19 protein-coding genes are annotated in these 26,279 nt (G+C 67.3%); 6 read left to right on the top strand and 13 right to left on the bottom strand.

Annotated elements, in window-relative coordinates; translation table 11 throughout:
* Positions 1–308: 308 nt before the first annotated feature.
* Positions 309–1,199, top strand: coding sequence for a LysR substrate-binding domain-containing protein (locus AC1RT8_RS18505; RefSeq protein ID WP_493077277.1), 891 nt, complete (start codon positions 309–311; stop codon positions 1,197–1,199).
* A gap of 44 nt (positions 1,200–1,243) precedes the next feature.
* On the opposite strand, the gene AC1RT8_RS18500 is transcribed toward AC1RT8_RS18505, so the two are convergent.
* Entirely contained in the window at positions 1,244–1,699 is a 456-nt protein-coding gene (locus AC1RT8_RS18500) for a peptidylprolyl isomerase (RefSeq protein WP_493077275.1), read from the bottom strand.
* Positions 1,700–2,001: 302 nt separating this feature from the next.
* On the opposite strand from AC1RT8_RS18500, the gene mgtE reads away from it, so the two are divergent.
* Both mgtE and AC1RT8_RS18490 read left to right on the top strand, forming a co-directional pair.
* Positions 2,002–3,408 carry a magnesium transporter gene (gene mgtE, locus AC1RT8_RS18495; RefSeq protein WP_493077274.1) on the top strand — a complete coding sequence of 469 codons (1,407 nt, stop codon included), beginning with the start codon at positions 2,002–2,004 and terminating at the stop codon, positions 3,406–3,408.
* Between the two features lie 24 nt (positions 3,409–3,432).
* Positions 3,433–3,837 carry a DUF1489 family protein gene (locus AC1RT8_RS18490; RefSeq protein WP_493077272.1) on the top strand — a complete coding sequence of 135 codons (405 nt, stop codon included), beginning with the start codon at positions 3,433–3,435 and terminating at the stop codon, positions 3,835–3,837.
* Here the strand turns inward: AC1RT8_RS18490 and AC1RT8_RS18485 are convergent.
* The 6 genes from AC1RT8_RS18485 to AC1RT8_RS18460 all read right to left on the bottom strand — a co-directional run bounded on the left by AC1RT8_RS18485 (position 3,834) and on the right by AC1RT8_RS18460 (position 9,483).
* The gene (locus AC1RT8_RS18485; RefSeq protein WP_493077270.1) at positions 3,834–4,544 is read right to left on the bottom strand and encodes a GIN domain-containing protein; all 711 of its coding nucleotides are present in this window, start codon (positions 4,542–4,544) and stop codon (positions 3,834–3,836) included. The two genes, AC1RT8_RS18490 and AC1RT8_RS18485, sit on opposite strands and share 4 nt — an antisense overlap.
* 53 nt (positions 4,545–4,597) lie before the next feature.
* On the bottom strand, positions 4,598–5,350 hold the full coding sequence (locus AC1RT8_RS18480; protein ID WP_493077268.1) for a head GIN domain-containing protein: 753 nt from the start codon (positions 5,348–5,350) through the stop codon (positions 4,598–4,600).
* A gap of 124 nt (positions 5,351–5,474) precedes the next feature.
* Complete coding sequence (locus AC1RT8_RS18475) at positions 5,475–6,008, bottom strand: CarD family transcriptional regulator (protein ID WP_272624218.1); 534 nt, start codon at positions 6,006–6,008, stop codon at positions 5,475–5,477.
* A gap of 229 nt (positions 6,009–6,237) precedes the next feature.
* On the bottom strand, positions 6,238–6,579 hold the full coding sequence (gene fdxA / locus AC1RT8_RS18470; RefSeq protein WP_493077266.1) for a ferredoxin FdxA: 342 nt from the start codon (positions 6,577–6,579) through the stop codon (positions 6,238–6,240).
* A gap of 101 nt (positions 6,580–6,680) precedes the next feature.
* Entirely contained in the window at positions 6,681–6,989 is a 309-nt protein-coding gene (locus AC1RT8_RS18465; RefSeq protein WP_493077265.1) for an RNA-binding S4 domain-containing protein, read from the bottom strand.
* On the bottom strand, positions 6,982–9,483 hold the full coding sequence (locus tag AC1RT8_RS18460; RefSeq protein ID WP_493077263.1) for a helicase-related protein: 2,502 nt from the start codon (positions 9,481–9,483) through the stop codon (positions 6,982–6,984). The genes AC1RT8_RS18465 and AC1RT8_RS18460 overlap by 8 nt, the downstream gene beginning before the upstream one ends.
* Positions 9,484–9,756: 273 nt before the next feature.
* On the opposite strand from AC1RT8_RS18460, the gene AC1RT8_RS18455 reads away from it, so the two are divergent.
* Entirely contained in the window at positions 9,757–11,226 is a 1,470-nt protein-coding gene (locus AC1RT8_RS18455) for a M23 family metallopeptidase (RefSeq protein WP_493077261.1), read from the top strand.
* Positions 11,227–11,232: 6 nt separating this feature from the next.
* Here AC1RT8_RS18455 and AC1RT8_RS18450 read toward each other — a convergent pair whose 3' ends face one another.
* The gene (locus AC1RT8_RS18450; RefSeq protein ID WP_493077259.1) at positions 11,233–12,246 is read right to left on the bottom strand and encodes an AraC family transcriptional regulator; all 1,014 of its coding nucleotides are present in this window, start codon (positions 12,244–12,246) and stop codon (positions 11,233–11,235) included.
* Positions 12,247–12,384: 138 nt separating this feature from the next.
* On the opposite strand from AC1RT8_RS18450, the gene AC1RT8_RS18445 reads away from it, so the two are divergent.
* On the top strand, positions 12,385–13,140 hold the full coding sequence (locus AC1RT8_RS18445; RefSeq protein WP_493077257.1) for a DUF2306 domain-containing protein: 756 nt from the start codon (positions 12,385–12,387) through the stop codon (positions 13,138–13,140).
* Positions 13,141–13,415: 275 nt separating this feature from the next.
* On the opposite strand, the gene AC1RT8_RS18440 is transcribed toward AC1RT8_RS18445, so the two are convergent.
* The 5 genes from AC1RT8_RS18440 to AC1RT8_RS18420 form a co-directional block, all read right to left on the bottom strand.
* The gene (locus AC1RT8_RS18440; RefSeq protein WP_493077256.1) at positions 13,416–15,089 is read right to left on the bottom strand and encodes an ATP-binding protein; all 1,674 of its coding nucleotides are present in this window, start codon (positions 15,087–15,089) and stop codon (positions 13,416–13,418) included.
* Between the two features lie 125 nt (positions 15,090–15,214).
* Positions 15,215–16,273 (bottom strand): tryptophan 7-halogenase, encoded by a 1,059-nt coding sequence (locus AC1RT8_RS18435; protein ID WP_493077254.1) that lies wholly within the window; start codon positions 16,271–16,273, stop codon positions 15,215–15,217.
* 31 nt (positions 16,274–16,304) lie between these two features.
* The gene (locus AC1RT8_RS18430) at positions 16,305–18,317 is read right to left on the bottom strand and encodes a LodA/GoxA family CTQ-dependent oxidase (protein WP_493077252.1); all 2,013 of its coding nucleotides are present in this window, start codon (positions 18,315–18,317) and stop codon (positions 16,305–16,307) included.
* 243 nt (positions 18,318–18,560) lie between these two features.
* Positions 18,561–19,298, bottom strand: coding sequence for a TIGR02186 family protein (locus AC1RT8_RS18425; protein WP_493077306.1), 738 nt, complete (start codon positions 19,296–19,298; stop codon positions 18,561–18,563).
* Positions 19,299–19,333: 35 nt separating this feature from the next.
* Positions 19,334–20,248, bottom strand: a complete 915-nt coding sequence (locus tag AC1RT8_RS18420) for a sulfite exporter TauE/SafE family protein (protein WP_493077251.1) — start codon at positions 20,246–20,248, stop codon at positions 19,334–19,336.
* Between the two features lie 189 nt (positions 20,249–20,437).
* Here AC1RT8_RS18420 and AC1RT8_RS18415 point away from each other — a divergent pair, with 189 nt between their 5' ends.
* Complete coding sequence (locus AC1RT8_RS18415) at positions 20,438–26,236, top strand: alpha-2-macroglobulin family protein (RefSeq protein WP_493077250.1); 5,799 nt, start codon at positions 20,438–20,440, stop codon at positions 26,234–26,236.
* Positions 26,237–26,279: the final 43 nt, after the last annotated feature.

The following is a 26,279-nucleotide window of genomic DNA, read 5'->3' as shown; positions in this document are numbered from 1 at the left end:
TGAGCGCGCGAGATAGGTTCGTGGTTCCTCAGATACGAGGGGGGTGTCGCCTGCTTCGGATAAGCTACTGGAAGCAGGCAAAAAAAAGGGCCGACCCCGAGGGATCGGCCTTGAAAGTTTTAGGAGAGGATGCCTGAAAGGCCTGTTCTATATGCGGCGCAGCGGCTTATGCTGCAAGTGCGAAAAGAGTCGGCGCAATTGCGTTTGATGCAATCAATGCTGGCAATCGTACGAGGGACGATGGTAGATTTGGAACACAGGGTATATGACGCGGCGCACAATGCGGGCGTGAAGGGAGCGCTTGGATCATGCGCAGATTGCCGCCGCTGACCGCGATCGAGGCCTTCGTCCAGGTGGCGCGCCTCGGCTCGATCAAGGCCGCATCGCAGGAACTCGCGCTGTCCCCGCCCGCGCTCAGCCGCCGTATCCAGGCGCTCGAACGCTTCATCGGCAAGCCCCTGTTCGATCGCCGTCACCAGGCCGTCGTGCTCAATGCCGATGGAGAACGCCTGATCGCGCAGATCGCGCCGGCGCTCGACAGCCTGTCCGATGCGGTCGAGATGATGACCAGCGGCACCGACGTGCTGCGGCTGCGGCTCGGCATCCTGCCGCTGTTCGCGTCGCAGCGGCTGTTCCCCCGGCTCGGCGAGTTGCGCGCCAAGCATCCGGAACTTCATCTCGACATCGATACCGCGGCGCACGGGCTCGCCCGGCTTGGCGACGGACTCGACGCGGTGATCGCGCTGGCACGCGAAATCGACCCGGCGCTCTATGGCAAGCGGCTCGATCGCAATTCGGTCTATGTCATCGGCGCGCGCGACCTGATCGAGCGGGCCGACCCCATTACCCGGCCGAAACAGCTCGCCGGGCTCACCGCGCTGGTCCACCGCGACATGCCCGACACCTTCACCGCCTGGCGCCGCGCCGCGGGGCTGGACGATCTCGAGCCGTTGGCGATCGATCATTTCGATTCGGGCGCGCTGATGCTCGAGGCGGCAGCGCAGGGGCTCGGCATCGCCTTCATGCACGAAAGCCATTTCGAGGACGCGCATGACGACCGGCTGGTCAAGCTGTTCGATATCGAGGTGGAGAGCCCGTACAGCTACTGGTTCGCCTGCCGCCCCCGCGCGCTCGCGCAGCGGCCCGTGCGGCTGTTCCACGACTGGCTGATCGAAACGATCGGCGATCCGGGGGTGTGACTTCCTCTAGGCCCCTCCCCTGGAGGGGAGGGGCTGCCAAGAGTTCAAGCAGCGCTAGCCTTGACGATCTTGCCCGGCTCGCGCGGCGGCTCGCCCTTGGGCAGCGCGTCGACATGCTCCATGCCGGACGTCACTTCGCCCCACACGGTATACTGGCCGTCGAGGAACCGCGCATCGTCGAAGCAGATGAAGAACTGGCTGTTCGCGCTGTTCGGGCTCTGCGCGCGGGCCATCGAGCACACGCCGCGGACATGCGGCTCCTTGGAGAATTCCGCCGGAAGGTTGGGCTTGTCCGATCCGGACATGCCGGTGCCGGTGGGGTCGCCACCCTGCGCCATGAAGCCCGGGATCACGCGGTGGAAGACGACGCCGTCGTAAAAGCCGTCATTGGCCAGCTCGACGATGCGCGCGACATGCTGCGGCGCCAGATCGGGGCGCAGCTTGATCGTCACCTCGCCGCCGTCGAGCGTCAGGGTAAGGGTTTCGGGGGAATCGGCCATGTGGGAGGGCTCCTGAAGAAAATGGTCCCCGCACCTAGGGGCCGTCTTCGAGAACCGCAATGGCAGGTGGCGCCGTTATGGGGCGGGCCCGCGCTCACACGGGGGCGTGTCTGTCTGAGCGCGGGCGCGGGAGACGGAAGAGGCCCGGGGTCGCATTTCGAACCCCTTCCGTCCGGCTGTGAGCCATGGACCGGGTAAGCGAAACGCTGATTTCGGTCCCGTTACAAATGCTGTCATGGTGATTTGGCTTTGGCGCCGCGCGGGGGTAGAGGCGGGCATCGCGTCGGCTTTGGGAGGTCAGGATGAGCGAGACCGAACTGACCCAGCCCGAAACCGAGACCGAAACCGGCCAGCTCGACGAGGACGACCGGCTGAAACCGGAGTTCGTCCGGGCCGTGCTCGACGCGGTCGAGCAGGGCGATACCGAGGCGGCGCGCGCGCTGGTCGAACCGCTCCACCCCGCCGACATCGCCGATCTGTTCGAGCTGACGCCGCACGAAGAGCGCGCGGATCTCGCCAAGGCGATCACCGACCTGCTCGACGCCGATGTGTTCGCCGAGATGAACGATTATGTCCGCGAGGACCTGATCGACGCGCTGGAACCGCACGAAGTGGCGGACATCGCCTCGGAGCTCGATACCGACGACGCGGTCGCGATCATCGAGGACATGGAGGAGGACGACCAGCGCGCCGTGCTCCGCGCGCTCGATCCCGACGATCGCGCCGCGATCGAGGAAGCGCTTTCCTATCCCGAGGAATCCGCCGGCCGTTTGATGCAGCGCGAGCTGATCGCGGTACCCGAGCATTGGAGCGTCGGCGACGCAATCGACTATCTGCGCGGCCATGAAGAGCTGACCACCGATTTCTGGGAGATCTTCGTCGTCGATCCGGCGCACAAGCCGGTCGGCACCTGCCAGCTCTCCTGGATCCTGCGCACCCCGCGCACCGTCTCGATCGCCGATGTGATGAAGCGCGAGCAGACCCTGATCCCGGTCGATATGGACCAGGAAGAGGTCGCGCTGCGCTTCCAGAAATATGCGCTGATCTCGGCCGCGGTGGTCGATTCGGGCGGGCGGCTGGTCGGCATGATCACCGTCGACGACATCGTCCACATCATCTCCGAAGAGGCCGGTGAGGATATCCTGCGCCTGTCCGGCGCGGGCGAGGGCGACATCAACGAGCCGATCCGGCTGACCGTGCGCACGCGAATCACCTGGCTGACCGTCAATCTCGGCACGGCGATGCTCGCCGCCTCGGTGGTTGGGCTGTTCCAGGGCGAGATCGGGCGATTCGCTTTGCTCGCGGTGCTGATGCCGATCGTCTCGGGTATGGGCGGCAATGCCGGTACGCAGACGCTCGCGGTGGTGGTGCGCGCCCTTGCCACGAATCAGCTGACCAGTTCCAACACGCAGCGCATGATCATGCGCGAATTCACCATCGCCGCGGCCAATGGCTCGATGCTCGGCGTGCTGATCGGGCTCGGCACCTATCTCATCTTCGGCAATGCCGATCTCGCCATCGTCATCGCCATGGCGATGGTGATCAACAATCTGATCGCCGGCCTGTCGGGCGTGCTGGTCCCGGTCGGGCTCGAACGTGCCGGCGTCGATCCGGCGGTGTCCTCCGCGGTGTTCGTCACGATGATGACGGATGTGATGGGATTCTTCTCGTTCCTGGGCCTCGCTACCCTATGGGGCCTTGGCGGTTGAGCCCCGGCTTCCCAAATCGCTGAAATGCCGCTGCATATTACCAAGGTTGCGTTTGCCGCCACGGGTGTCGATCATCTCGCCGAGCGGCTGCGGCTGCGGGCCGAGGCCGGCCCGGTGTTCCTGACCACGCGCTATCTGCCCAAAAGGCATGAGGAGATCGCGGGGCAGGGCTCGCTGTTCTGGATCATCAAGCACCAGCTCATCGCGCGCTCCCCGATCCTGCATTTCGGCGAGGCGGAGGGCGGACGCGTCGCGATCCATATCGATCCGAAGCTGATCCTCACCCAGGCCCGGCCCAAGCGCGCGCACCAGGGCTGGCGCTATCTCGAGGATGCCGACGCGCCTGCCGATCTCGACGGCGACATGGTGGTGGGCGATCAAATGCCCGCCGCGCTGATGGGCAAACTCGCCGGACTGGGCCTGATTTAAGGCGCTGGCAGCTTGCCACAGCTCACTGGGCCGCCTGCCACTGCCTTCACGGTGCAAGCGGGACTGCCATAGACGGTGACGGCGCCCAGGCCGGTGGTGGTGACCTTCGCCGTGAAGCGGGCGGTCGCGCGCATCTCGCCCGGTCCGTCGAGCAGCAGGATCAGGTCGCTGGCGGTCAGCGCCGCCGCATCGATCCCGCCGGTTCCGTTGGCGGTGAGCTGAACCTTGGCGGCGCGGCCGCCCAGCTTCATGCTGCCCGATCCGAGCATCGTCGCGTTGAACTGATCGGCCTGGATCGCACCGGCGTCGATCGCGCCGCTGCCGCTCACCGACAGGTCGATGCGCTGGCCGCGAACCGGGCCGGTGACGTTCAGCCGCCCGCCGCCGATCACGATCGCGCTGCGGATCGCCAGGGTCGATACGGCGATTATCGGCGCGCCCTTGTTGCCCGCGACGGGCTGCTCGCCCCAGCCGTTGATGCCCGCGCGGACGATCAGGGTCGTCCCCTCGACCCTTATGTCGAGGCTCTCGATCACCCGTGTCTCGCCCGAGGCGCGCGCGCCGGGCGACTTGCCGGTCAGGAGCTGTACCTGGAACGGCCCCTCGACGCGGACCCGGTCGAAGCTGCCGACCGAATAGGTCCGATCGGCCGCACTTGCCGAAACCGGCAGGAGCAACAGGAGGAGTGCGGGCAGGAGGCGGATCATCCGCCCGGCATCGTCCCAATCACGCGTTCAGGCAAGAGCGGTGTATACGTAGCTCAGCTGCCGCAGCGCACATCGCCCGACCCCATCTTGGAGGTCGCGCATTTGGCGTCCGGGCCAAGATCGACATCGCCCGATCCCATCACCGATACCGCGGCACCGCCCTTCACCGTGGCGCGTACGCTGCCCGAACCGGCGATCGACACTTCGGCGCCCTGCGCGGTCAGCCCCGGTGCATCGACGCCGCCCGATCCGGCGATGTCGATGGCCAGCTTCTTCACGCTGCCCTTCAGGCTCATGTCGCCCGATCCCGCGATGGAGAATTTGCCGGTCTCGACATTGATCGCCGCGACATCAAGGCTGCCCGACCCCGCGCTCGAGCCGTTGAAGCTCTGGCCCTCGACCCGGTCGACCGCCATGTCGCCCGATCCGGCAATGCTCGCCTCGGCGATGCGCGGCATCGTCACGAAGATCTTCACGCCCTTATGGTCGCCGCTGCCCCAGTTGAAGCTGTTGCCGTTGATCCGGCCGACCCGTAGCGTACCGCCGACCTTTTCAATCTTGAGCTTGTCGAGCTGCTCCGAGGGCCCTTCGGCCCGCACCGAGAAGCCGGTGCCGACGCGCACATCGACGTCATCCGACCCGCGCAGCTCGACACCGGTGAAATCGGCCACGGAATAGCTGCGGGTGGTGCCGCTGCCCGATCCGGCGATACCGGGTTTCGAATCATCGCCACTCGCAGTGAACGAGCAAGCCGCGAGCGGGACCGCCGTCAGCGGCAGGGCCAGGATCAGGGCAACGAGACGCATGATATCCTCCTTATGTGTATTGGCTTAATAACACACCAAGACAGAGCATGCAATCGCCAAGGCCCAAACGAAAAGGGGCGACCGTCGCCGGCCGCCCCTTCCGTCTGGAGTCCGACGCCCGCGATCAGGCGGGGGTCTTGTCCTTGTTGTGGATCGCCGCCGCCTTGCGGAGGATCTCCAGGATCTTTTCCTGAGCGGTCGGTTCATCGACCTGCTCCATCGCGGCGAGTTCGCGCGCGAGGCGGCTGGTCGCCGCTTCGAAGATCTGCCGCTCCGAATAGCTCTGCTCGGGCTGGTCGTCGGCGCGGAACAGGTCGCGGACCACTTCGGCGATCGACACCAGGTCGCCCGAATTGATCTTCGCCTCATATTCCTGGGCGCGGCGCGACCACATGGTGCGCTTCACCCGCGGCTTGCCGGTCAGCGTGTCGAGCGCCTCGCGCAGCGTCTTGTCCGACGACAGCTTGCGCATGCCGACGCTTTCCGCCTTGTTGGTCGGGACGCGGAGCGTCATGCGCTCCTTCTCGAAACGGAGAACATAGAGTTCGAGTTGCATGCCGGCGATTTCCTGCCGCTGCAGCTCGATGACACGGCCGACGCCGTGCTTGGGGTAAACGACATAATCGCCGACGTCGAAGGACAGCGCCTTGGCAGCCATTCCGTTGAGCCTTTCCGTGGACTGGTTCCCCTGAGGGTGCGCGGCGGCAGCGGGGCTGCGTGCGCGCGATAAGGGGTTGTTGATTTAAACGTCTCCAGCCGGATGGCGCGAATCCGCGCCTCCGTCCTACATCATGTAGCAGAGTCGTAATAAAATTACCAGCCGCAGTACGCCCATTGCGGGCCGCCCCCGCGAAAAATCATACGGAAGCGACTAAAAGAGCCGGCGATCAGTCGCCCGAGCCAGGTTCCGGCGAGAAGTATTTGTCGTACTTGCCGTCCTCGCCCTTGTGCTCGTCGGCATCGGCCGGGGTCTGATCGTTCTTGCGCGTGACGTTGGGCCATTGCGACGAGAAGGTGTTGTTCAGCTCGAGCCATTTCTCGAGACCGTTCTCGGTATCGGGCAGGATCGCCTCGGCCGGGCATTCGGGCTCGCACACGCCGCAATCGATGCACTCGCTGGGATTGATCACCAGCATGTTCTCGCCTTCATAGAAGCAATCGACCGGACAGACCTCGACGCAGTCCATGTACTTGCACTTGATGCAGGCATCGGTGACGACGTAGGTCATTGCATACTCCCCAGCTCGGAACCCATGGGCCCGACGAAACGCCCCCGGACCGATCAGGTCCGACGAAACGCCTCGTCTGCTATGCCCGGCCGTGGCCGTCGTCAATCGCTCGAAGCCTGATGCGAGACGTTCTCAATGACGAGGTCGGTGTAACAGGCCTGCGCCTCGGGTGCGGGCCCGCGCCGCACCGGCAATGTCTCGACCCGGATCGCGCGCACCCGCGTGCCCTGCATGAAGGCGATCACGCTGCCGACGCGCACATTGGCATGGGCGCGGTCGACCGCGCGCCCGTCGAGCCGCAACCGGCCTTCGCCGGCGATCTTCTGGGCCGCGCTGCGGGTCCTGGCGAGCCGCGCGAACCAGAGGAACCGGTCGAGCCGCATCGTCGCGCCGTCAGCCCCACTAGCCATGCGTGGACCGCAATCCGGCGAGCGCCGCAAAGGCATTGTCGCGCGGCGGCGGCGCCACCCTGATGCGGGTCAGCCCCCGCCAAACCCAGCGCGGCGCGCCCTCCTGCGCCGGCGCGGGGCGGAAGCCGAGCGCCGCCATCAGCCGTGCCAGCGTTTCTGGCGTAACGCCGATCGAGGTGGCAAGCGCCGGATCGGGGGCGAAGGGCTTCCGCCCCGCACGCGCATCATGCGCCGCCCGGGCGATCCGCTCGGCGAGATCGACCCGTACTGCCTGATTGCCGAGCGGCCGATAGCCGTCGACGAGACTCGCCCCCTGCGTACCATGCGCCAGTACGCTGGCGCCGTCGGGCGGTGCTGCGCCGGGCGCGCGTTCGGCCTGTGTCGCGATCAGCATCCGCCGCCAGCGCGCCGGCCCGGGCTTGAGCAGCCGCGGATCGAACAGGTCGAGCGCCCCGATCGTCACCCCGATCGTCCGCAGTCTTTTGCGCGCTGCCGGATCGAGCGCGTCCACCGCAGCATCGATCCCGCCGCGCGCAACGATCCCGCCCGCGCCTACCAGCGCCGCCGCGACCGCGCGGAGCGGCGCCGTGGCCGCCGGATCGCGCCGCGCTGCGTCGAGCGCGACCAGCCCCGGCAGGCGTCGCGCGATCTCGGCCGCCAGCCATTCTTCCAGCCGCGACCGCACCCGCGCCTGCAATCCGCGTTCGAGGCAATCGAGGGACCGATCGAGCTTTACGCGTGGTCGCACCAGCGACGGACCGGGCCCGAGTTCCGCGACCTGGAGGCCTTCCCACAGGATCGCTGGCCGCGCGCGGTCGTCGATCGCCAGCGTGGCATCCTCTGCCGCGGCAAGCTTCTCGCCCCGTCGCGCCCTCTCGTCGCCGAGGCGGCGTTCGGCAGCAGCCAGCAACAGTCGCTTGTCGCCGTGCCGCGCATCGGCGGCGACGCTGAAGCGGAAGCCGTCGAGCCGCCCGATCGCGTGCTCCTCGACCATCACTTCGCCCTCGGGCCCGATCGTCACCGGCAGGGCGCCCTTGTCGGCGCCGATCTGGCGCAGCAGCATCGTGGTGCGCTTGTCGACGAAGCGCTGGGTCAGGCTGAGATGCAGCGCGTCGGACAGCCGCTCCTCGACCGCCGCCGCGCGTGCCGCCCAATGCGCCGGATCGGCCAGCCAGTCGGGCCGGTTGGCGATATAGGCCCAGCTCCGCGCCGCCGCGATTCGCCCGGCCAGCGTCTCGACATCGCCCGCGACATTGTCGAGCCGCGCGATCTCCTCGGCGAACCAGATGTGCGGGATATGGCCGGTGCCTTCGCTCAAATGGCCGAACACCCGTCCCGCGAAGCGCGCATGCGGATCGACGCCGAGCTTGCGGAAATCGGGCAGCCCCGCCGCGGCCCAGAGCCGTCTGACCATGGCGGGCGAGCGCACCCGGTCGCGCACCCAATCCTCCTCGGCGAGGCGCTTGAGCACCGCGAGGTCGGTCGATTGCGGCGCGGCACGCAGCACCCGCTCGGTCGGCCGCGCCTCGAGGCTGGCGATCAGCGCATCGATACTGGCCATGTCGGGATCGCCGTCGCGCCAATAGAGGAAGTCGAGCCGCGGGAAGCGATGCTCCTCGATCGCCAGCACTTCTTCGGGGGTGAAGGCGCCCGGGCCTTCCTCGACCAGCGCACCGAACGTCCCGTCGCGTTGGTGCCGGCCGGCACGTCCGGCGATCTGCGCCATCTCCGCCACCGTCAGCCGGCGCTGGCGGTGCCCGTCGAACTTGTCGAGGCTGGCAAAGGCGACATGCGCCACGTCCATGTTGAGCCCCATGCCGATCGCGTCGGTCGCGACGAGATAATCGACCTCGCCCGCCTGGAACATCGCGACCTGCGCATTGCGTGTTCGCGGGGAGAGGGCGCCCATCACCACCGCCGCGCCGCCGCGCAGGCGGCGCAGCATCTCGGCGACCGCGTAGACCTCCTCGGCCGAGAAGGCGACGATCGCCGACCTTTTGGGCAGCCGCGAAATCTTCCGCGCACCGGCATAGCTGAGCGTCGAGAAACGCGGCCGGTTGAGGATGTCGATCCCCGGCACCAAAGCCTTGAGCATCGGCCGCAGCGCCTCGGAGCCGAGAATCATCGTCTCCTCACGCCCTCGCGCGCGGAGGATTCGGTCGGTGAAGACATGCCCGCGCTCGGGGTCGGCCCCCAATTGCGCCTCGTCGATCCCGACAAAGGCGAGATCCCGATCGACCGGCATGCTCTCGACGGTGCACAGGAACCAGCGCGCGTCCTTCGGGACGATCTTCTCTTCGCCGGTGATGAGCGCGACCTGGTTCGCGCCCTTGATCTTCACCACCCGGTCATAGACCTCGCGCGCCAGCAGCCGCAGCGGAAAGCCGATCATGCCGCTCGAATGGCCGCATAGCCGCTCGACCGCCAGATGGGTCTTGCCGGTATTGGTCGGGCCCAGCACCGCGGTCACCGGACGTTCGCTGTCACGCTTCATCGTGCGGTCAACATCGCGTGCCGATCGCGCGGGCGCAACCTGCCTGCTCGAAATCCCGGTCGAAATCTGCACTAACCATATCGAATGCTTGACGGATTTGGTGAATCCTCCACCCCTGTGACCGGTTGTCGCAGCGCCGCCACGCTTCGCCGTGCGAGTCCCACCCCGGAACATTCCTTAATTTGACTTTAGGAGAATATCGCCACAGTCATTTGGCCTCGCGCCGGGGGGTTCTTTTTTCAGACGGCGCCGCGACCTGGGGGCGGACAGCCTTTGTTTTTGCGCAGTGACCATGGATCGGATCAGGCGGGTGGCACCGCAACCCTGTCGTTCGGCCGGGCGATCGTGCCCCTGGCCGAACCGCGGACGATCGATCGCCTGCGTGACGCGATCGCGCGGGTCGACTGGGCGCCGGATCTCGGATCGCAGATCGGCTCGATCGACTGGTGGCGTGGGGCCGCGACCTGCGCCGCGCTCTGCACCGCCAGCTGGATGCTCGCGCCCAGCTTCGACAGGACGATCCCGGGTGTCGCCCCGCCCGCGCTCGAAGGCGCCGACTGGGACGAGGCCCGCGCTCAATCGATCGCGCCGCTCGCCTGGGGTGCCGATACCGGGCGGCATATGGCGGCGAACGATCTGGTCGCGCCGCTCACCGAAACGCCCGAACGCCCGATCATCGATCTCACCACCCTGTTCGGCAATGGCGACAGCTTCACCCGCGTGCTGCAGCGCGCCGGCGTGTCCGAAGGCGACGCGTCCAATGCAGCGAAGCTCGTTTCGGGTGCGGTCGGCCTCGGCGACATCAAGCCCGGCACGCCGATCGACATGACGCTCGGGCGCCGCGCGAACCGCAACGTCGCCCGTCCGCTCGATCTCCTGTCGTTCCGCGCGCGCTTCGACCTCAATCTCAGCGTATCGCGCGTGAACGGCGCGCTCGTCCTGACCCGCCACCCGATCGTGATCGATCACACCCCGGCCCGTTTCCAGGGCCTGGCCGGCCGCAGCCTCTATCGTTCGGCACGCGCCGCCGGCGTCCCCGCCAAGATCGTCGAATCCTATATCAAGGCGATGGCGACCCGCCTCTCGGTCGGCCGCGACGTCGGCGCCGGCGACACGTTCGACATCATCGTCGAACAGGCCCGCGCCGCTACCGGCGAGGTCCAGATCGGCAGCCTGATGTTCGCCGGGCTCGATCAGGGCCGCAAGAAGACTCAGCTGATCAAATGGAGTGACGGCCAATGGTATGAGGCGTCGGGCCAGTATGAGCGGCGCGGCACCATGGGCATGCCCGTCGCCGGCCATATCACCTCGACCTTCGGTCTGCGCCGCCATCCGTTGCTCGGTTTCACCCGCATGCACAAGGGGCTCGATATCGGGGCTCCCTATGGCGCACCGATCCACGCCGCGATGGCCGGCGTCGTCGCCTTTGCCGGGCGCAACCGGGGCTATGGCAATTTCGTGAAGCTGGGGCATGGCGGGGGCATCGGCACCGGCTATGGCCATATGAGCCGAATCGCGGTCCGTCAGGGCCAGAGCGTCGCGGCCGGCCAGGTCATCGGCTATATCGGCTCGACCGGCCTGTCGACCGGCCCGCATCTCCATTGGGAGGTCTGGAAGAACGGCATCGCGGTCAATCCACGGTCGATGTCCTTCTCCAGCATGGCGCAGCTCTCGGGCGACGCGCTGCGCGCGTTCAAGGCGCGCTACGCCAATCTGATGGCGGTGAAGCCCGGCGCGCACTGATCCCGGTCAGCCGGATTTCCGGTTACGCGGGCTCGATCCGGTCCAGCGCTTGAACGCTCTTGAAAAGGAGCTCGGGTCAGAAAAGCCGATCAGATAGGCGGTCTCGTTCACTGACGCTTTCCGGCCGCCCAGATAATGCAGCGCCATGCGGTGGCGCAGATCGTCGATCAGCGCCTCGAAGCTGACCCCCTCCTCCTTCAGCCGGCGATAAAGCGACGGACGGCTCATCCCCATCCGCCGCGCGATATCGTCCATCGCCAGGTCGCCGGTGTGAAGCAGCGGGATCGCCAGGCTCTCGACCTGCCCGCGCATCGTCGTCGCGTTCTCCAGGCTCTTCAGCAGCCGGTCGGCATGCTCGCTCAGCACGCCGAAGACATAGCGGTTGGGCTGGTGAAGCTCGATCGACAGCCAGGACGGATCGATCATGATCGCGTTCTTGTCGCTGCCGAAGGTCACCGGCACCCTCAACACGCGCTCGTAATCCGCGGCGTGGCCTGGCGCGACATGCGTGACGTGCACTGCCCTGGCGAAGGGCGCGTCGGGGAAATGCCGTGTGGTTTCCGATATGAAGCGCGACCAGGTCGCCTCGGTCATCTCGGGAAAGGCGTTCGGGTCGCTCCGCATGTCGACCAGCCATAATTCCCCGTCGATCGGGGTCAGCTGGAATCGCGCGCCGCTGACGGACATGTCGACCTCGGCGGCCAGCCGGCTGAACCGGTTCAGCTCCATCAGCGCCGCCCCCATGGTCGGCGCTGCGTAGCAGATCAGCCCGACGATCGAGATTTCCTTGAAATCCTTCTCGGCGCCCAGGTCGAGCGCCAAAGCGGGGGCGTCGCACAGGTCCTTCGCCGCCTTCATCAGCGCGACATAGCGCGCCATCGGCACGCGATTGTCGGGGTCGGCCAGGTCGTCGGGCGCGATGCCCGATCGTTCGGCGAGCAGCGCCGCGCTGGCGCCCTTCGCCACCGCGAACTGCATCAGATTGCCGGCATAGCCCGCCGATACGGTGGGTTCGGCCATCATCCCTCCTGCAACGCAAAGCCATGTTTTTGATCCCGGGCGTCATGTGCCCGGAATCCGGGGCGGACTAAAGCCCGGAGGATGGAAGAACGAAAACCGCGGGCTGCGACCGCCGCCAAAACCCTTCGGGCCACGGGCATGACCTGGTTCCTGACGGCGATGATCGGCCAATGGCTGTTCGTCCTCTATATCGCGGGTTTTTACGGCGGAGCCGCTGCCGCCGGCGATTTCGCCCGGTGGAACGATGTGCTGGTCGGCGGCTATGTCGCGGGTGGCACCATCGGCAATGTCGCGCTCGCGGCGCATCTGCTGCTCGCGGCGATCATCACCATCGGCGGGCCGCTCCAGCTCATTCCCTGGATCCGCGCCCGCTTCCTGCCCTTCCACCGCTGGAACGGACGGCTCTACATCCTGACGGCGATCGTGATCAGCCTGACCGGTATCTATATGGTCTGGACCCGCGGCACCGCCGGCGGCGCGGCGATGCGCGTCGGCATCAGCATCAACGGCGTACTGATCCTGATCGCGGCCGTCACGGCATGGCGCCTCGCGCTTGCCCGCCGGATCGCCGCGCACCGCCGCTGGGCGCTGCGCAGCTTCATCCTGGTCGGCGGGGTGTGGTTCTTCCGGGTCGGGATGATGTGCTGGATCCTGCTCAACCAGGGGCCGGTCGGCATCGGCGGCAAAGGGTTCGACGGCCCGTTCGTGCGCTTCTGGGCATTCGGCTGCTATCTCGTGCCGCTCGCCCTGCTCGAACTCTATCTGCGCACGCAGGATCGCGGCGCGGCGACAAGTCGCTATGCCATGGCGGGGCTGCTGGCCGTGTTGACGCTCGGCACGGCGATCGGGATTTTCGGCGCGGCGATGGGGATGTGGCTGCCGCGCCTGACCTGAGGTCGCCGAGGGTCCGTACTCACTACCCGCAACGGCCGTGACGGAGCGGATTTTGGCGTGAGGCAAGGAGCAAGGAGGGAGCGATGGCTTTCCATCGTGACCGACGCGCAACGCCGCATCACGCCAAAAGCCGCCTGCCCCGAAGGGGTCGCCCGGAGAGAGGTGCTGGCGGCGTCAGGCTGCTTGCGCGGGCTACCAGCCCGCGACGGCGCAACCTTCCTTGCCAGCGCCTCTCTCCGGGCGATCGCGGCCATTGCGGGTAGTGAGTACGGACCCTACCGACCTTGCGAGCGCCAGCGCTTCAGGGTGCGGCCGATGATCTGGTCCTCGTTGCCGACTTCGCGCCACAATTCGGAGAAGAGCGGATCTTCCGAAGCCGGCCGCTTGTTCTCTTCCAGCCCGTCGAACGACACGCGGATCGGGATGGCGACGCCCTCGCCGCAGATGATGCATTCGCGGTTGCGCAAAGCCGGGATCGAATCGAGGAAACCGCGTGCACCTTCGGGCATGGCCGCACGGACGAATGCCTGGTCGCGGTCGTTGTTCAGGCGCATCGAGATGATCGTGCCGAGCTGCGACAGCACGCCTTCCGCCAGATCCGACGGGCGCTGCGTGATCAGGCCGAGCGACACGCCATATTTGCGGCCTTCCTTGGCGATCCGGCTGAGGATCTTGCCGACCGACGAATTGTCGGCGTTGCGCTCGTTGGGGATGTAGCGATGCGCTTCCTCGCAAACGAGCAGGATCGGGCGCTGCGCCTCGCCGCGCGACCAGATCGCATAGTCGAACACCATCCGGCTCAGCACCGCGACCACCACCGAGGTGATTTCGGACGGCACGCCCGACACGTCGATGATCGAGATCGGCTTGCCGTCGCCCGGCATGCGGAAGATGCGCTGGATGAAGCCGGCCATCGTGTCGGCGACGAGCATGCCGGAGAACATGAAGCTATAGCGCGGATCGGCCTTGATCTCCTCGATCTTGGTCTTCAGCCGCAGATAGGGGGCGGTGTCGCCCGCCCGGTCCATCTTGCCCATTTCGAGCTGGATCAGATTGGTCAGGTCGCTCAGCAGATAGGGGATCGGCGCGTCGACCGTCAGCTTGGAGATTTCCTGGCCGAGCCGGCCCTTGGCGCGCGCCATCAACAGGCATTTGGCGAGGATGTCGGCGTCGATCTGATGCTCGGAGCCGCCCGAGGTGACGAACACCTCGCAATGCTCCTCGAAGTTCATCAGCCAGTACGGCATCTGCAGGTTGGACACGTCGAAGATCGCGCCATTGTCCTTGAACGCGGCGCTATATTCCCCGTGCGGATCGACCATCACGATATGGCCCTGCGGCGCGAGCTCGCAGATTCGGTGGAGGATCAGCGCGGCACTGGTCGACTTGCCGGTACCGGTCGATCCGAGCAGCGCGAAATGCTTGCCGAGCATCGCGTCGACATAGAGCGCGGCGCGGATGTCCTTGGTCGGATAGACCGTGCCGATCTCGATATTGGCGCGGTCGTCCGCGGCATAGATCTGCTTCAGGTCGGCGGTGGTCACCGGGTAGATGCGGCAGCCGGGGGTCGGATACCGCGTCACGCCGCGGCGGAACTTGTAGAGCTTGCCGGTCAGGCGTTCCTCGTCGCCCTCGCCCAGGAAATCGACCTGGGCGGCGATCCGGTCGTTCGATCCGTCGGCCAGCTTCAGTGAGCGGATATTGGCGATCAGCCAGGCATTGCCGACACGCATCTTGATCTGGGTGCCGACCTGCCCGGCGCTTGCCGCGACCGGGTCGCTGTGCCGCGACGCGGTCTCCAGCGCGCGCGCGTCCAGCATCACCTGGCTGCTCGATCCGGCGATCTCGAACACGAACCCGATGGCTTCGCCCGCCGCGTCGGGCAAGGCGACGCCGGCACTCGCGGGCGCTGCTCTTTCGAAAGCCTGGCTGCCCAGCATCTCGGTCATTCCTCGGTTTCCCCCGGTGTCATTCATCCGAGCTATGCCGACGACAGGTAAATATTGGGTGTGCCGGCCTTTTCGAGGCGCCGGATTCCCGAAAGACTATATCCGATTCGGTTGGAAATCCGCGGCTACAAGCGCTCGTCGCGCTGGAAACGCCAGAACGGCGCATCGGGCCAGCGCCGCTGCGCGTCGTACAGGGCCCGGCGCCGCTCGGTATAGACCGAAGCGACCTGGGCGAGTTCGGCGGCGTAACCGCACCCGGATTCCCCTGCGATTGCGGCGATGACGTGCCGCGCGGCGGCCATTCCCGATCGCAGCGCATTGAACAGACCTTGCCCGGCGATCGGGTCGAAGCTCAACGCCGCATCCCCGCACGCAACCCAGCCTTCCCCGACCGGCGAGGCGAGACCGCCGTCGCGCGCATCGCGAAAGACCATGCCGGGATCGAACCGGGGTTCGCCGAGCAATGCGGTCAGGCCTGGCGCCTCGCGCAGGATCGCGTCCCACCGCGCCGGGTCGCGTCGCAGCAAAGCTGCCTCTTCGGGCGAGGTGTGGAAACCGAAGGCCCAGCGCCCGCCCCCCAGCCGCCCGGCATAGAACCAGCCGTCCGGCCGCGCCTCGATGATGGTGCGGTCGAGCGCTGCGTTGAGCGTCGGGCGGCCGTAGCGATAGACGGCGACCAGCGCGCGGTGACGGCGCCGGCGCGCGCCGATCAGCCGCGCGAGCTTGCCGCGGCGGCCGGTGGCATCGACCAGCCAGGACGTCGCCACCTGCCGGCCATCGTCGAGCCCGGCGATCCAGCCCCGCCTCGCGCGCTCAAGCGTCGAGATGTTGGCCGAATGGAACGTCGCCCCGCCATCCAGGCTCGCCTGGCGCAACGCTGCGTCGAATCGCGCCCGATCGAGCCGGATGCCGGCGCCATAGGGATCGGCCATGGCATCGCTCGCGATCATCGTCGCGGAATCCCACGCGGTCAGCGTTCCGCCGACATGGCAATGACCCGTGCCGTCGTTCGTCCGGGCGATCGAGCCCAGATCGAGCCGGTGCAACAGCCGGATCGCCGCGCCCGGCAGGGTCTCGCCGATCTTCGGCGGCGCCGGCCCCAGCCGGTCGGCGATCAGTACGGAAAGCCCCGCCCGTGCCAGCTCGAGCGCGGCGACCGATCCGGCCGGCCCCGCCCCTGCCACCACTATATCGACGCGGCACGGGCCGCTGCGGTCACTCGCGATGGACACGCACCGACCGGAACGCCTCGAACTGCTCGTGGCTGGCCCAGCCCGCTTTCTCGAGCCGGTTGAGCGGCCGATCGAGCTCGGCCAGCAGGGCGGTGGCCTTGAGCGCGCCCTTCCTCAGCTTGCCCGCGGCCAGCGTCTCGACATGGATGACGTTCGGGAAATCGGGGTCGTCCGCAATGCCCGGCCGTGCCTCGACGATCCCCAGCTCGCCGAACTGGGCGATCATCTTCATCATCACATCGGGCGTGCTGGCCTGGTCGATCGCGCGGAGCCAGTTGGCGCGGCGCTGATAGGCGGCGAGCCGCTGCTCGCGGGGCAGCGTGGTATCCATCACCAGGTCGTAATCCTCGGCGGTCAGCACCTGGTTGGGCACGCGCGCCGCCCAGAAGGTCGGCAGATACGGGTCGAAATCGGGGTCGTACCCCGATCGGCAAAAGGCCGTGTCGCCCTGCCAGGGAACCGCCATCCAGCGCGTCAGGCCGCCCGGCGGTTGCGCGTAGAGCGGGCCGTTGACCAGCGCGACGTTGACCGGATTCAAGGTCGCGCCGTAATTCGGCTCGGGCTCGCCCGCCGGCCGGGCGCGGATGCGGAACGGCGCCGAATAGAGGCTGGCATGGCGCATCGGCCAGGTCATCTCGCAGCCCGGATGGAAGGTGTCGGCCAGGCAATAATCGAGCGCCGCGCGGTCGAGCGTCCCCGGCTGCTCGGCCAGCGGGATCGTCTCGAACACCGCCGGCGGTGCCTGTTCGGGCCAGTCGGCGATGAAATGCCCCGCCGCCCAGCGGCGCAGCAGCCCTTCCTGCAGCCCGGTCATCGGCAGCATGTTGCCCGTGCTGTTCGCGGGAAAGCTGCCGAACGCATCGCCATAGATCCACGGCCAGATATGCGGCCAGCTCACCGGCTCGGCGACGAGCGGCTTGTTCGGGCGGAAGCTGTGCAGGATGGCGAGGCGCAGCTCGCCATAGGGATCGTCGCGCGTGCCGGCCGGCTTGTGCGACAGCTTGGCGATGAGATCGGGATTGGTGAAATCCATCGGCCCGCCCTTGCCGAAATAGGCGGCGAATCCCTTGTTGACCCATTGCAGCCCGGTCAGCCGGTTGAGGATGGGCAGGATGTCGCGCGCGAAGGAGGGCGTGTCGGGCATGGTCATCAGGCCCGCCTCGACGAACACGTCGCACATCAGGTCGTACATGGTGCGCCAGCTCATCACGCCGGGGGCGTAATTGGGCGGGGCCACCACCACCCAGGCCGATTCGACCGGAATCGGCTTGCCATCGATCGAGACGGTGGCGGTCACCGGGCCGTCGGACGTGTCGTCATACCAGTCATCGGCATTGTTGAAGCTCGGCGGATTGGCCGGGTCGAAGACAGGGGCATGAGTCGGCGAGGCCGATTCGCCCGTGCCGCCGAGCACGATCAGCCGGCCGGCGGCATCGGTGCGGATCTCGCCGAGCGGCACGACCACCGGCTGCTTGGCCGCTGCCTTGAAGGTGCCCGTGTCGAACGCGTGGTCGGGCCCGCCCGACGTGTCGCAGCCCGAGATGCTGCGCGGCCCCGGATCGATCGCCAGCCCGCTGCGGTCCTTCACCTTGCGGTTGCGCAGCGAGAACTGGTTGTCGGAGGCATTGACTGCCTCGGGAATGTCGAGCGCGTACTGGAATTGATACCACTGCGCCTTGCGGTTCGCGAGGTGCGCGGTCCAGACGATCTCGGCATTGTCGGGGGTCAGTTCCCTGACCACCTCACCCGCGGCATTATAACCATAGAGGCGGAAGCGCGCGGCCTGCCGCTTGATCGCGCCCTTCTTGTCGCGCCAGGTCTCGGGCAGTGTGTCCGGGCCCGGCGGCGCGATCGTTTCCGGCCCGATGAAATACTCGGTCTTGCTGTCGCCGATCCGTGCGATCCCGATCGCCGGATGAACCGCCGCGCGCACCACGATCCGGTCGGTTGTATCCGCGCCACGATCGCTGCCCGATGTCAGTTTCGCTTTCGCCATCGCCATTCCCCCACCATGGGTTCAGCATAACGGCGGTGAGAGAGGGGCGACATGGGATAAGCGACCATTATGACGGCAGTCGAGCCGGCCTTAGGCCCCCGTGGCGCTGACGGACCGAGTTTGGTCATCCACCCTCTCCCGTTCGCCCTGAGCTTGTCGAAGGGCTGCTCTTTCTTCGTGGGAAGAGAAGGGCAGGGCTTCGACAAGCTCAGCCCGAACGGGGAGAGGTAAATCCCTTTTTTCCTAGAACCGCCGTGCCACCCATCCAGCAGTCCAGCCGAACAGGATCGACAAGGCGACCGCCGTCAGCCCGTAAGTGAAGGACCAGCGATCGGCGGAGCGGGCGACGAAGCGCTCGAAACCGGACTTGCGGATGTCGATGTCGCGCGTCGCCGCCGCCAGCACGCGGCCATCGCGGATCAGGAAGGTTTCCGCGGTGAAGCGCCCGACCGGCACGCGCGCCGGGATGGTCACGCGGGCGCGGTACAGCACCCCGTCAGTGATCTCGACCGCGCCCGGCGCTTCGAAATACAGGCCGGACCGGCGCTTCAGGTCTACAAGCCCGCGCGCGAACCGGTCCTGCTCGTCGGTCGGCGCACTGCTGGCGGGGGAAAGCTGCAGGCTGTTGAGGCCGAGTTCGTAGATCGCCTGGGTCCGCTCGTCGACGAGACTGGCGATCGGCCGCGACGAGGCGATCGCATAGAAGCTTGGCGCCGAGCGGTAACGCAGCCGCGCCGCATTGACCCAGATGCCGGCGACCTTCTCCTTCTCGCGCACCAGGATCGACTGGACAGGCCCCTTCACCACCACGACGATGTCGGTCGGCTTGTCGTCGTCGGGCAACCGCCCGCCGGGATAGAGGATCGCGCCGAACAGCAGCAGCTCGGCGCCGGTGAAGCTATAGGCGATCTCGATGTCGCGCTGCGACACGTCGGGCACCAGCACGGGCTTGGGCTGGGTCGCCGGCTTGGCCTGGCCCATCAGCAGCGGGACCAGCAGCAGGAGCAGCAGCTTCTTCACGACAGCTCGACCGAATAGATCTCGTCCGGGCGCCAGCCCAGGCCGAGCCCGATGCGGAAGGCGACGAGCAGCACGATGATCGCCAGCGCGAGGCGGAGATATTCCGGCTTCACCTTGGTCGCGAAGCGCGCGCCGACCTGTGCGCCGGCGACCGATCCGAGCAGCAGCAACGCGGCCAGCACGATATCGACCGCCTTGGTCGTGGTGGCATGGACCATCGTCGCCATCGCGGTGACGAACAGGGTCTGGAACAACGAGGTGCCGACCACGACCTGAGTCGTCATGCCGAGCAGATAGAGCATCGCGGGCACCAGAATGAAGCCGCCGCCGATGCCCAGCAGCATGGTCAGGATGCCGACGAAGAAGCCGAGCAACAACGGCGCGAGCGGCGAGATATAGAGGCCCGAGCGGTAGAAGCGCGTCCGCAGCGGCAGCGCCGCGACCAGCGGATGGTGCCGGCGTTTCCGCGGGCGGGGCGGCGCGCCGGTACGGCTGGCATGGATCGCGGTCCAGCTTTCCTGCGCCATCAGCCCGCCGATCGAGCCGAGCATCAGCACATAGACGATCGCGATCACCGTATCGATCTGGCCGCTCGCCTGGAGCAGCTTGAACAGCCAGCCGCCGAACAGCGACCCGATCAAGCCGCCCGCGACGAGCACGCCGCCCATCTTGGTATCGACCCCGCCGCGCCGGATATGCGCGAACACGCCCGACACGCTCGCGCCGGTCACCTGGCTTGCGGCCGAGGCAGCGGCGACCGTCGGCGGGATGCCATAGACGATCAGCAGCGGCGTGGTCAGGAATCCGCCGCCGACCCCGAACATGCCGGACAGCAGCCCGACACCCCCGCCGAGCAGGACGATGACGAGCGCGTTCACCGAGAGATTGGCGATGGGCAGATAGATGTCCATTGCCCAAGGCGGATATCCTGTTCGGCGCGTCGCGGAAAGCGAAACGCCGAGAATATGGCAAGTTGCCGGCGGTTCGCGGCAACTACAGGCAGGGATGTCCAGTATTTGCCGTCATGAGGCCGCTACTTCCGGCTGGACTTGAACCCGTATCGCGCCTTAGCCTGCGCCGGACTTCCGGGAGAGAGTTCGATGAAGCTCGCACTGCGTCTGGCACTCCTCGCTCTGGCGGTCGCCCCCGTCGCCGCGCTCGGCGACAACAGCCCCCAGGTCGTGATGGCGACCCCCGGCGTCGGAGATGGTGGCTCGATCAGGTCCTTCACCGCGCGCTTCAGCCAGCCGATGGTCCCGCTCGGCGATCCGCGTGCGCCGTCGCCGTTCGGCGTCACCTGCGCGGTCGAGGGCGAGGGGCGCTGGGTCGACCCGCAGACTTATGTCTATGAATTCGGCAGCGGCCTGCCCGGCGGCACGACGTGCAGTTTTGCGGTGAAGAGCGGGCTGAAGAGCGTCTCCGGTTATGCCGTCACCGGCCAGCAGGAATTCAAGGTCGATGCCGGCGGCCCGGTCGCGCGCGCCGTGATGCCCGGACAATATGGTGGGGAGATCGAGGAGGATCAGGTCTTCCTCGTCGCCGCCAACATGCCCGCCACCGCCGCCTCGGTCGGTACCAACGCGTATTGCGCGGTCGACGGCATCGGCGAGAAGATCCCGGTCGACGTGCTTGCGGCCGACCTCCCCGGCAAGCTGCTGGGTGAGATGGGCACCGACAACTGGAACGTCCGCAGCTTCCTCGAAAGTGCCGGCCTGCCCGCGACGGTGCCGACCGACGCGGCCGACAAGCAGAAAGCCTTTGCCACGGTCACGGCACTGAAATGCCGCCGCCCGCTGCCCCCGGGCCGCGATATGGCGCTCGTCTGGGGTGCGAACATCGCCGGCGCAGGCGGCAAGCTCGCCGGCACCGATCAGCGCTTCGATTACACCGTACGCAAGCCCTTCACTGCTCGTTTCGAATGCTCACGCGTCAACGCCCAGGCCGGGTGCAGCCCGGTCGAGGCAGCACATGTCCGCTTCACCGCGCCGATCGCGATGAGCCTCGCCGAGCAGATCCGCATCACCACCGCTGACGGCAAGGCGATCGCACCGGTGTTCGACAAGGACGAGAAGAAGAAGGCGACGATCAGCGACATCACCTTCTCCGCGCCCCTGCCGCCGGCGACCGCCGCCAAGCTGACGCTGCCCGCCGACGTCAAGGACGAGAGTGGGCGCGTGCTGGCCAATGCCGAGCGCTTCCCGCTCGACGTGCGTTTCGACGAGGCACCGCCGCTGGTGAAGTTCGCCGCCCCGTTCGGCATTCTCGAGGCGAAGGAACAGGGCGTGCTGCCCGTCACCGTGCGCAATGTGGAGCCCTCGCTCCAGGGGCTCAGCACGGCGATCGCCGGCAAGTCGCTGCGCGTCGACGGATCGGACGGCAAGATCGCCGAATGGCTGCGCACCGTCGACGATGCCGACGATTATGCGAGCCATGAGGAGAAACGGGGCAAGGAGTCGGTCACGATCAACGACACCGGCTCGAAGTCGATCCTGGCCGATGCCGGCGGCGCGGCGCTCCAGGTCGGCCTGCCCGGCAAGGGCAAGGATTTCGAGGTCGTCGGCATCCCGCTCGGCAAGCCCGGATTCTATGTGGTGGAGCTGGCCAGCCCGGTGCTCGGCCAGGCCCTGCTCGGGCGCAAGGCGCCGCGCTATGTCGCCTCGGCCGCGCTCGTCACCAACATGGCGGTGCATTTCAAATGGGGCCGGGAGCGGAGCCTTGCCTGGGTGACCCGGCTCGACACCGGCAAGCCCGTCGCCGGCGCCACGGTGCGCATCACCGACAGCTGCACCGGCGAGCAGTTCGCGCGCGGCACCACCGATGCCAGCGGCGGCGTGTTCGTGCCGCAGGGCCTGCCCGAGCCGGAAACCTATGGCAGCTGCGAAAGCGGCAGCTCGCATCCTTTGATGGTGTCGGCCCGCGAAGGTGAGGATTTCAGCTTCACCCTTACCGCATGGGGCGAGGGCATCCGGCCGTATGATTTCGACCTGCCTTATGGCTATGAGGCCAAGGGGGACATCCTCCACACCGTGTTCGATCGCGCACTGCTCCGCCAGGGCGAGACGATCAACATGAAGCACATCCTGCGCACCTCGATCGGTGCGGGCTTCGGCATGGCGCCGGCGCTGGAAGGAACGCTTCGGCTCTCGCATCGCGGGTCGGACACCCAGTTCGACATGCCGCTCAAGATCGATGCCAATGGCATCGGCGAATCGAGCTGGACCGCGCCGCAGGGCGCGCCGATGGGCGATTACGACCTGCAGGTGATCGTCGGCGACAAGACGATCTATACCTCGCAGTCGTTCAAGGTCGACGTCTACAAACTACCGACCATGCGCGCGACGGTGACCGGGCCGAAGGAAGCCGCGGTCAGGCCCAAGACGCTGCCGCTCGACCTGTTTGTCGGTTATCTTTCGGGCGGTGGCGCCTCCAACCTGCCGGTCGACCTGCGCGTCGGCTATTTCGGGCGAAGCACCACGCCCGAGGGCTATGACGGCTACAGCTTCGGCGGCAATGCGGTGCAGGAAGGGACCAAGCCGCTCGATGGCGACGGCGAGGAGGAACAGACGCCGCTGCCGCCGACCCAGACTCTGCCCGCGACGCTTGGCGGTGACGGCACGGCCAAATCGGTGATCGAGGTGCCCCAGGCGCTCGACGGCGCGACCGACATGCTGGTCGAGATGGACTATCAGGACGCGAATGGCGAAGTGCTGACCGCATCGCGCCGCATCCCGATCTTCCCCTCGGCGGTCCAGGTCGGCGTGAAGACCGATGGCTGGCTGATGAAGCAGGACGATCTGCGCCTGCGTTTCGTCGCGCTCGACACCTCGGGCAAGCCGATCGCCAACCAGAAGATCTCGGTCGCGCTGTACAGCCGCAAGATCCTGACCGCGCGGCGCCGGCTGATCGGCGGCTTCTACGCCTATGACAACCAGATGAAGACGGAGAAGCTCGCGGGCACCTGCACCGCGACGACCGATGCGCAGGGGCTGGCGCAGTGCAAGGCCGATCCCGGCGTGTCGGGCGAGGTCTATGCCGTCGCGACGACAACCGACACCAATGGCAATGTTGCGCGGGCCACGCGTTCGGTCTGGCTCGCCGGTGACGATGACTGGTGGTTCGGCGGCGACAATGGCGACCGCATGGACGTGGTCCCCGAAAAGACGGCCTACAAGGCCGGCGAAACCGCGCGCTTCCAGGTCCGTATGCCGTTCCGCGAGGCGACCGCCCTGGTCACCGTCGAGCGCGAAGGCGTGCTGTCCTCCTACGTGACGACTTTGTCGGGTACCGATCCGGTGGTCGAGGTCAAGATGCCGGGTAGCTACGCGCCCGATGTGTTCGTGTCGGTCATGGCGGTGCGCGGGCGCGTCGAAGGCGGCTTCTGGAGCTGGATCCACGGCATCGCACAGAGCCTCGGTCTTGCCAGCGGGCCCCCTGCGGCGCCCGAGCCGACCGCCCTGGTCGACCTCGCCAAGCCCGCTTACCGCCTCGGCATGACCAAGGTGAAAGTCGGCTGGGAAGCGCATCAGCTCCAGGTCGCGGTCAAGGCCGACAAGGAGAAATATGCCGCGCGCGACACCGCGCAGGTCGATGTCCAGGTGAAGAGCCCCGACGGCAAGCCGGCAGCCACCGCCGATGTCGCCTTCGTCGCGGTCGACGAAGCGATCCTCCAGCTCGCGCCCAATGAAAGCTGGGACGTGCTGACCGCGATGATGGGCGAGCGCTCGCTCTCGGTGCTCACCTCGACCGCGCAGATGCAGGTCGTCGGCAAGCGCCATTACGGCCGCAAGGCAGTCGAAGCCGGCGGCGGCGGCGGCAACGACATGTCGGGGCTCAATCGCGAGAATTTCCAGCCGGTATTGTTGTGGAAGGGCCGGGTCGCGCTCGATGCGCAGGGCCATGCGCGTGTGCCGGTCGTGCTCAGCGATGCGCTGTCCTCGTTCAAGCTGGTTGCGATCGCGACCGACGGCGCGCAATTGTTCGGCACCGGCATGGCGAGCGTCAGGACCGCGCAGGACCTGTCGATCTTCGCCGGTATCCCGCCGCTGGTGCGCACCGGCGATTATTTCGCGGCGGGCTTCACGCTCCGAAACGGCTCGGACAAGCCGATGAAGGTCACCGCTACGGTCGACGTCACCCCGCGTGTCGCGCAGGGCAAGCCGCTGACCGTCATCATCCCGGCGGGCGGCGCGACGCCGGTCGCCTGGAATCTCACCGCGCCGGGCAATGTCGCCAACCTCCGCTGGCAGGTCAGCGCCAGGACCGAAGACGGCAAGGCAGTGGACAAATTGACGGTCAACCAGGACGTCATCCCGGCCGTGCCCGTCGAAGTCTGGGCGGCGACGCTGACCCGGGTCGGCACCAACACCCTGATCCCCATCGCCCCGCCCGTCGGCGCGCTGCCGGGTCGCGGCACGGTGGATATCAAGCTCGACGACACGCTCGCCCCGCCGCTGGCCGGGGTCCGCGCCTTCATGTCTGCCTATCCCTATGAGTGTTTCGAGCAGCGCCTGTCGCGCATCGTCGCGCTGGGCGATTCGGCGGGCTGGACGGCGCTGGCCGGGGCGATCCCGACCTATCAGGCCTCTGACGGGCTGCTGCGTTTCTGGCCGTCGGACACGCTGGAGGGGTCGGAGATCCTGACCGCCTATGTCCTGTCGCTGACCGCGGACGCCGGCCTGCCCATCCCCGAAGCGTCGCGCACACGCATGATCGAAGGGCTGAAGGCAGTGCTTGATGGCCGACTGCGCCACGAGACCTATGGCGATGTCCGCCTGGAGAAGGTCGCTGCCTTCACCGCGCTGGCCCGGGCTGGTGCGGCGACGCCGGCGATGCTCGGCCAGATCAGCATCACGCCCAAGGAAATGCCGACGGCGAGCGTCGCCGATTATCTGATGGCGCTCGACAAGGTCCCCGGCCTCGCCAACGGCACGGCGCTGAAAGCGGCGGCCGAGGCGGTGATCCGCTCGCGCATCGCCTATGAGGGCACGAGGCTCGATCTGACCGACGCATCGAGCTCGGCCTGGTGGCTGATGTCGTCGAGCGACGAGGCGTCGATCAAGGCGCTGCTCGCCACGCTCGGTCGGCCCGGCTGGCAGGACGATGCGCCGAAGATGATGGTCGGCGTGTCGCTGCGCCAGGTCCGCGGCCATTGGGACACGACCACCGCCAATGCCTGGGGCACCGTCGCCGCGCGCAAGTTCGCGACGCTCTACCCGGCCGAGGCGATCGCCGGCACGACCTCGCTCGTGCTGGGCAGCCGTACCGTCTCCAAGGCATGGCCGCTCACGGTCGACCTGCGCCAGGCGAGCTTCCCGCTGCCTGCGACGCAGACCCCGCTCCGCCTGTCGCAATCGGGCGGCGCCGGTCCCTGGGCGAGCGTCTCGGTCTCGGCCGCGGTGCCGCTGACCAAGCCGCTCAACGCGGGCTACCGCATGTCCCGCAAGGTCGATGTGGTCCAGGCGCGCTCCAAGGGCGTGCTGACGCGCGGCGATGTCGTGAAGGTGACGATCGCGGTCGAGGCGACCGCCGAACGCAACTGGGTGGTGATCGACGATCCGATCCCGGCGGGCGGTACGATCGTCGGCGATCTCGGGGGCCAGTCGAAGATCCTTGCCGGCCAGGGCAGCGATGGCGGCGGCTTCGACTTCGTCGCGGTCGACGGCGAGGGCAAGCTCTGGAACGTCGAGGTCGGCGCCCAGCTTGCCTATGTCGAGCGCGGCAATGATTCGTGGCGCGCCTTCTTCTCCTGGCTGCCCAAGGGCAAGCTGACGGTCAGCTATCTGGTCCGCCTCAATGGCGCGGGCCGGTTCAACCTGCCGCCGTCGCGGGTCGAGGCGATGTATTCGCCCGCGATCCGCGCCCAGCTGCCCAATGCGCCGATGACGGTGGCGCAGCGGTGACCGGATGGGAGAGCCCGACCAACCATCGCCGTTCGCCCTGAGC

The organism is Sphingomonas sp. GW821-FHT10F11 (assembly GCF_058809095.1).
The sequence above is the reverse complement of the archived record's forward strand: the minus strand, read 5'-3'. Positions and strand labels throughout refer to the sequence as shown.

What these genes read in the sequence shown, in the direction of transcription:
- AC1RT8_RS18505 (WP_493077277.1), top strand. Translation starts at nt 309, where the DNA reads ATGCGCAGATTGCCGCCGCTGACCGCGATCGAGGCCTTCGTCCAGGTG.
- AC1RT8_RS18500 (WP_493077275.1), bottom strand. Translation starts at nt 1,699, where the DNA reads ATGGCCGATTCCCCCGAAACCCTTACCCTGACGCTCGACGGCGGCGAG.
- mgtE (WP_493077274.1), top strand. Translation starts at nt 2,002, where the DNA reads ATGAGCGAGACCGAACTGACCCAGCCCGAAACCGAGACCGAAACCGGC.
- AC1RT8_RS18490 (WP_493077272.1), top strand. Translation starts at nt 3,433, where the DNA reads ATGCCGCTGCATATTACCAAGGTTGCGTTTGCCGCCACGGGTGTCGAT.
- AC1RT8_RS18485 (WP_493077270.1), bottom strand. Translation starts at nt 4,544, where the DNA reads ATGATCCGCCTCCTGCCCGCACTCCTCCTGTTGCTCCTGCCGGTTTCG.
- AC1RT8_RS18480 (WP_493077268.1), bottom strand. Translation starts at nt 5,350, where the DNA reads ATGCGTCTCGTTGCCCTGATCCTGGCCCTGCCGCTGACGGCGGTCCCG.
- AC1RT8_RS18475 (WP_272624218.1), bottom strand. Translation starts at nt 6,008, where the DNA reads ATGGCTGCCAAGGCGCTGTCCTTCGACGTCGGCGATTATGTCGTTTAC.
- fdxA (WP_493077266.1), bottom strand. Translation starts at nt 6,579, where the DNA reads ATGACCTACGTCGTCACCGATGCCTGCATCAAGTGCAAGTACATGGAC.
- AC1RT8_RS18465 (WP_493077265.1), bottom strand. Translation starts at nt 6,989, where the DNA reads ATGGCTAGTGGGGCTGACGGCGCGACGATGCGGCTCGACCGGTTCCTC.
- AC1RT8_RS18460 (WP_493077263.1), bottom strand. Translation starts at nt 9,483, where the DNA reads ATGAAGCGTGACAGCGAACGTCCGGTGACCGCGGTGCTGGGCCCGACC.
- AC1RT8_RS18450 (WP_493077259.1), bottom strand. Translation starts at nt 12,246, where the DNA reads ATGGCCGAACCCACCGTATCGGCGGGCTATGCCGGCAATCTGATGCAG.
- AC1RT8_RS18445 (WP_493077257.1), top strand. Translation starts at nt 12,385, where the DNA reads ATGACCTGGTTCCTGACGGCGATGATCGGCCAATGGCTGTTCGTCCTC.
- AC1RT8_RS18440 (WP_493077256.1), bottom strand. Translation starts at nt 15,089, where the DNA reads ATGACCGAGATGCTGGGCAGCCAGGCTTTCGAAAGAGCAGCGCCCGCG.
- AC1RT8_RS18430 (WP_493077252.1), bottom strand. Translation starts at nt 18,317, where the DNA reads ATGGCGAAAGCGAAACTGACATCGGGCAGCGATCGTGGCGCGGATACA.
- AC1RT8_RS18425 (WP_493077306.1), bottom strand. Translation starts at nt 19,298, where the DNA reads ATGGGCCAGGCCAAGCCGGCGACCCAGCCCAAGCCCGTGCTGGTGCCC.
- AC1RT8_RS18420 (WP_493077251.1), bottom strand. Translation starts at nt 20,248, where the DNA reads ATGGACATCTATCTGCCCATCGCCAATCTCTCGGTGAACGCGCTCGTC.
- AC1RT8_RS18415 (WP_493077250.1), top strand. Translation starts at nt 20,438, where the DNA reads ATGAAGCTCGCACTGCGTCTGGCACTCCTCGCTCTGGCGGTCGCCCCC.